Annotated in this window: 6 protein-coding genes; all 6 read right to left on the reverse strand. The window is 34.0% G+C overall.

Annotated features, from left to right (window positions below; genetic code table 11):
- Positions 1-198: 198 nt before the first annotated feature.
- Positions 199-909, reverse strand: coding sequence for a hypothetical protein (locus QZL64_RS00260; RefSeq protein ID WP_021840060.1), 711 nt, complete (start codon positions 907-909; stop codon positions 199-201).
- Between the two features lie 8 nt (positions 910-917).
- The gene (locus QZL64_RS00265; protein ID WP_021840061.1) at positions 918-1,670 is read right to left on the reverse strand and encodes a hypothetical protein; all 753 of its coding nucleotides are present in this window, start codon (positions 1,668-1,670) and stop codon (positions 918-920) included.
- 12 nt (positions 1,671-1,682) lie between these two features.
- Positions 1,683-2,309, reverse strand: a complete 627-nt coding sequence (locus tag QZL64_RS00270) for a GIY-YIG nuclease family protein (protein ID WP_021840062.1) — start codon at positions 2,307-2,309, stop codon at positions 1,683-1,685.
- A gap of 67 nt (positions 2,310-2,376) precedes the next feature.
- Positions 2,377-3,864, reverse strand: a complete 1,488-nt coding sequence (locus tag QZL64_RS00275; RefSeq protein ID WP_021840063.1) for a hypothetical protein — start codon at positions 3,862-3,864, stop codon at positions 2,377-2,379.
- 25 nt (positions 3,865-3,889) lie between these two features.
- Entirely contained in the window at positions 3,890-5,077 is a 1,188-nt protein-coding gene (locus QZL64_RS00280) for a hypothetical protein (protein ID WP_021840064.1), read from the reverse strand.
- A 26-nt stretch (positions 5,078-5,103) separates the two neighbouring features.
- On the reverse strand, positions 5,104-5,319 hold the full coding sequence (locus QZL64_RS00285) for a hypothetical protein (RefSeq protein ID WP_296309054.1): 216 nt from the start codon (positions 5,317-5,319) through the stop codon (positions 5,104-5,106).
- Positions 5,320-5,350: the final 31 nt, after the last annotated feature.

Consider the following 5,350-nt stretch of genomic DNA (forward strand, 5'->3'; position numbering starts at 1 on the left):
TCTGTATTTCTAGTATGTATATTGGTTTCAGTTTCCATTTGGTCGTCACCAACATAGTTCATCATTACATACCTATCTTGAGCTTCATTTAGTATTGAAAATATAAGATCAGAGTTAGGTTTCTCATCTATAATAAGATCTGGGCTAATAAGTTGAATTCGTCTTTCGAATTCCATTTGCATTTCCTTACTACTCATATTACTCTGATAATTGTGCTACGTACTGTGGATGTGTTTGAGTTCTTGGAGATTCAATATTCTCAATTGCCATGTCAGCAGCTAATTTAACTACTTCATATTGCATATACTCTGGAATTTCATCTAGAGTAGACGTAATATCTTGATTATTAATCTTTCTTGGGTATGCTAGATAAGTAATATCTATAGTATAGGGACCTACCATGAGATCCCTATCTATAAATACTATTAACTTATTATCCTCTAGTATTGCTACAGGTTCTTCAATCCAAGGTTTATTATTATAAGTTTCTAAGAATCTAGTAGCTTGTTCGTGACTAATAAGTTTTACTGTAGCTATTTTATTACTACCAAAATGTAAAATTCCTTCTAAGAAGTACATACGCTTATCTTGAGTATCATCACCATAAGTAATACTAGATTTGAAATTATTCATAGTAAGTCTATTACTTATAGATTCACTTAGTAAAGACAATCCCTTATCAGTTTTTACTAAACCTTCTAAGTCTGCTACTCTTTTTACATTACCTTCAAATGGTATTCTAAGAGTATTGTTACCAGTAGCTTTAGTAGCTATCTTACTTAGATACGCTGTGTATAACCAATAATCAATTTCCTCAGGTAAGAAAGATGGACAACCAGATATACCAATATTAACGGCATTTTTATCTGCTTCAATCTTAAATGCTATATGTGCTTCTAATACTGTCATGTTTACTTTTACTTAGATTCAATTTCTTGAAGTATAGTCATTTTGATATCCTGATTCTTTTTATCATTCAATGAAGCAATTGCATCTTCTAAACTTCTACCAATGATATCAGTACCATAGTAATAGATGTTTTTAGATTTACGAATTACATTCTTTGAAATAGCTGCTTCAATAATGTATTGAGTATCTCTTACTTTGTTGTTTACCCAAATCAAGAAGAACTTATCAGGATTGTTTTCAATGAGATCAAATAAACTACTTTCAACTAGCTCATTACTGATATTATCAGTCTTGTGACCATATAAGCGTAAACATTTGCGCATTTCCTCAATTGACATCTTATTAAATTCAGAGAATGCCTCACGTTTAGCTTTATTTCTTTTGTTAGCTTCTTCAGCTTCAATTTCTTTATTTACAAGAACATAATCATGAGTAGGCTTAAGATTATTGATTCCATTTGCTACTCTTTTGTGTCCTTTTAAAAATAAATATGCAAGTTCATCTTCAGGCCTTTCTGTATGTAAAACTTTATCTCTTGCGCCTAAACCGATTGCATATGTTTTCCAGAATCCACTTTGTGGAGATAAATGTCCTTCTTCATATCCCATTTCTTTCTCCAAACGTCTAGCATCTTCTGGAGTTAAACCGGTATATCTATTACCGGATCTTGTCCAGTAAGTACTGATATAATCTTTACAATTCTTATACTTAGCTATTCCAGCCCATGGATTTGTACGGGCGAATTTTAATATAATATCCATAGTATTTTGTTGTTACACTGCATCTTTGAATCTAAATACATAATCATAACTTATTTTATTTCCTCTTATGGATTTTCTAATAGTTGTAGAATGAATTTTAGTTTCTGCTGCAGCTTCTTTTAAACTGTTAAATTCTTTAATTACATTCAAATCTTTATCAAACATTAATACTTTTTTTGTACGTCTGGCGTTACTTTCGGCAACCGCTTTTCTGTGTTCATCAGAATAATTTAATTTGTGTGTTTCTGACATTCTTTTCTTTGCTTCATCAGAAGCTTTTCTACCTAAAGCTTTTTGTCTTAATTTTTCTTTGGTTTCCTCAGAGTGTTTTCTACCAAAAGTTCCATCACCTCCATCGGTTAAATTATAACCTATTTTTCTATCTCTGCTGTTAAAGAATTTTATGTAATACTTTTCTTTTTCTTTTAACTCCTCGGCATTTTCTGCAAAGTCGATGACTTCTAATGTGAAATTATCTTCTCCATATTTTGCCATGGATTTATGAATAGGAGCAGGTTCTCCGATGCGAGCTTCATACCAATGATGTCTGTATCTAGCACCGGAGCCCTGATTTGTTATTCCTATATAAATTTTATTAGTTATTTTGTTGGTTATCTTATATACTTCGTATGTTCGCATAATAGTAAATTTTTAAAACTCACTATTATAAACGTCAACTTCCATAATAAGTTCCAATTATTTTGAACTAATCTTCGACCTCCATCAACAATTCTCCACATGCCCTGGGGTCACGAAGCATAATACCCATCTCACCTAAGAAGTGAACAGAGTAACCGTCCTTTGCATTAGATCTTACTGTGGATTTATTCTTAGAGTAACCAGTTCCCGGAGCTACAGAACCTGAAGTATTCCAGATAACCATCTCACGGTCCTTACGAACAACCTTAACGATATTAGCTTGACCATCACGTCTACCAAGATCCAAGAATGTCATTCTATAAGATTCCAGTGGTTTACCAGATACCGGATGTAACAAACGATTATAAGTAGTATCATCATACAACGGGAAATGTTTCAATGTCAACTCGATGCCATTTGTCATCTTGTATGTTACAAACTGACCACCTAAAACCAAAGCCTGACCAGAACCACTGATAAACTTCGTATCAATCAAGTTCATTGTAGCTGCTTTTTGTTTCAATACACGGTCAAATTCTCTCATACCCATTTCACCAGTCAAAGCAACAAACTTACGTTCGTTAGTACCTAAGATATTGTAAGACAAGTCAAACAAGAAGTCTTCCAACAACTCCGGAGTCAATTCAGTATAGTAACGTCTGTTAGACGGAGCAATCTGTTGCAACAAACCTGCAGGAATATAAACCGGACGGCCATTCGTACCTAACAATGAAGTAGAACCGTCTTTATTTACATTAGACTTAGAGTAAACCATCATTCTCTCACATCTCTTAGACCACTCACGCATTGCCTTCCATTCCTGATAATCAGACCACAAGTAAGAAGTCTTACCAGTTTTAGGATCTTTTAAAGCAATCCAAAGTACTGTAGAATAAGCTGTACCTGTAATATCATAATCCAAGCGAGTTGTAAACAAGAAGTTTCTCATCTTGAAATGAGTATTATAATTCAGGATATCACCCTCTTCACTATACTCTTCGTAAGCAGAAGCTAAACGAGATACTTGACGACCAGCTAACAAATATTCACCAGGAATATAAGAGTTAGATTGACCATCTGCAATGAAACAAGTATAAACCCATTCATTACCATCTTGATAAGGAGCACCAGAAACACGTACTTGATACTCTCTATTATCAAATTCCAAAATTGCACCAGGACCAAACCATTTGTCCTCTAACCACAACATGATAGGTGTGTTACCCAAACCTGCCATAACTGTGCTAGCATTTGTAGCAGTGATTTCTGTTCCCTGCCATTTTGCAGAGCGAATTGTCACAGCTCTATCGCTATCAATCATTACAGACCATTCGTAGTCTCTTTGGTCAATTGTCATTACATTGCCAAGACCACCAGTAATCGCATCCAAAGAAGTGCTATAACCATCATCTTTAGAACCGAATACATAAGAAATAACACGGGTTACTTCATACGGTCTAGTAAGCATTGCATTTGAAATCATATTCTCATCAACAAGATCTGAGAACCATTTACCTCTACCGATCTGTAAATTATTTAAAATTCCGTTATCCATATAAATGTTAGTAATTTATTTTTAATTAAAGTAGTTGTACTGCACGACTAAAAATAGAGTTAGATGAACTTGTATTAATTCTCTTAGTACCTTTACTAACGCCTGTTGATCTGAGACTATTTTTCAGATTTTTAATAGCAGAGCTAGTACCCTGTTTTTTGGCAGCATCTAACAAAGTGTCACCTCGCATTGTAAAATAAGCTGACTCTATTAAATTCTTTACGCTCTTGGAATAGTCTTTTTGGTACTGGGTCTTTCCACTAGCGTCGGCTTTAAATATATAAGCCAATAATTCTTTCTTGTCCTTAGCTGGTATTTTGATACCACGTATATTGTCCAAGGACTTTATTTCACCGACAACGTCATCAAAAAACTTTTGTTGGCGCTGCACCATTTCCTCCTTTTTGATTCTTTGTTGCTCTAATAGCTCTTCTTTCTCTTTTGCAACAATCTCTTGAAGTTCCTCAACCGCATCTCTAGCCTCATCTTCTAATACTCCAGCATCTTCAAATCTTTCGATTTTCTTAGCAATTTGTTTGTCACTGTAACCTTTTCTAGCTAGTAACTCTCTCAATACTATCTTTTGCTCATTTTCATTTTCAATATCAACATTGTCAACATCAATGTCCGGAGTAATAGAGAAATAATCTTCTAACTTACCCCCATTACGAACAAATTCATCTAATTTTGCAACATCTTCGCTTGCATATTCTGGAGTAGATTGTTCTTCGATTACTTCTTTAAAATACTTAACCAATTCTTCTACAGTCTTTGGTTTTTCTTCTTCCTCTTCTTCATCAAAATCCCATTCTAATTCTTCAGCAATTGCATCAAATAAAGCAGATACTTGTTTAGATTCAACTTCATCTTCTTCAGTCTCTTCTTCAATTTCTTCTTCGGTTTCCTCTTCTTCAGTCTCTTCTTTATCCTTTTTCTTAGAGGCTTTCTTAGATTTCTTAGGTTCTTCTACTTCTTCCTCTTCAACTTCATCGATTTCCTCTTCCTCTACTTCTTCCTCTTCTTCTATTTCTTCTGTCTTTTTATTTTTAGATCCAGGAGTAGCAGGTCTAGCTTTAGCAGACTCTTGTTTCAGTCTCTCTAATTCTTCATCATCAATATCATCATCTTGATGAATGTTGTTGCCAACTTGTTCAGTAAACATATCAGTTATAGCTGTAAATCCAAATAGTGTATCGTTACTATTGTTTTCCATAATTAATTATAATTAGATTGTAATTGTTATTTTTTCTTTCTGCCTTTATGATTCCATTTTGCGGCGTTCTGTGCGAAGATTGCCCTCTTCCTAGTCAATGGGTTTTTACTATGCGTTAACTCTTCTGTACTTTTACCTGTTCTTTTCTTAAGTGCGTTAAACTTCCCACGATTCTTTTTCTTGATGTGTATACCTCCGTCTTTATAAGAAGGAATTGGGTATACTGGGTATAAATTTTCCATATTGATTATTCTTTATTTAGTTCATGACCTA

It is taken from the genome of Veillonella sp. CAG:933, from assembly GCF_000431435.1.
GTDB lineage: Bacteria > Bacillota > Negativicutes > Veillonellales > Veillonellaceae > Veillonella_A.

Bases quoted from the DNA above. Each gene is read 5' to 3' on its own strand.
- QZL64_RS00275 (WP_021840063.1), bottom strand. From the start codon at position 3,864: ATGGATAACGGAATTTTAAATAATTTACAGATCGGTAGAGGTAAATGG.
- QZL64_RS00280 (WP_021840064.1), bottom strand. From the start codon at position 5,077: ATGGAAAACAATAGTAACGATACACTATTTGGATTTACAGCTATAACT.
- QZL64_RS00260 (WP_021840060.1), bottom strand. From the start codon at position 909: ATGACAGTATTAGAAGCACATATAGCATTTAAGATTGAAGCAGATAAA.
- QZL64_RS00270 (WP_021840062.1), bottom strand. From the start codon at position 2,309: ATGCGAACATACGAAGTATATAAGATAACCAACAAAATAACTAATAAA.
- QZL64_RS00285 (WP_296309054.1), bottom strand. From the start codon at position 5,319: ATGGAAAATTTATACCCAGTATACCCAATTCCTTCTTATAAAGACGGA.
- QZL64_RS00265 (WP_021840061.1), bottom strand. From the start codon at position 1,670: ATGGATATTATATTAAAATTCGCCCGTACAAATCCATGGGCTGGAATA.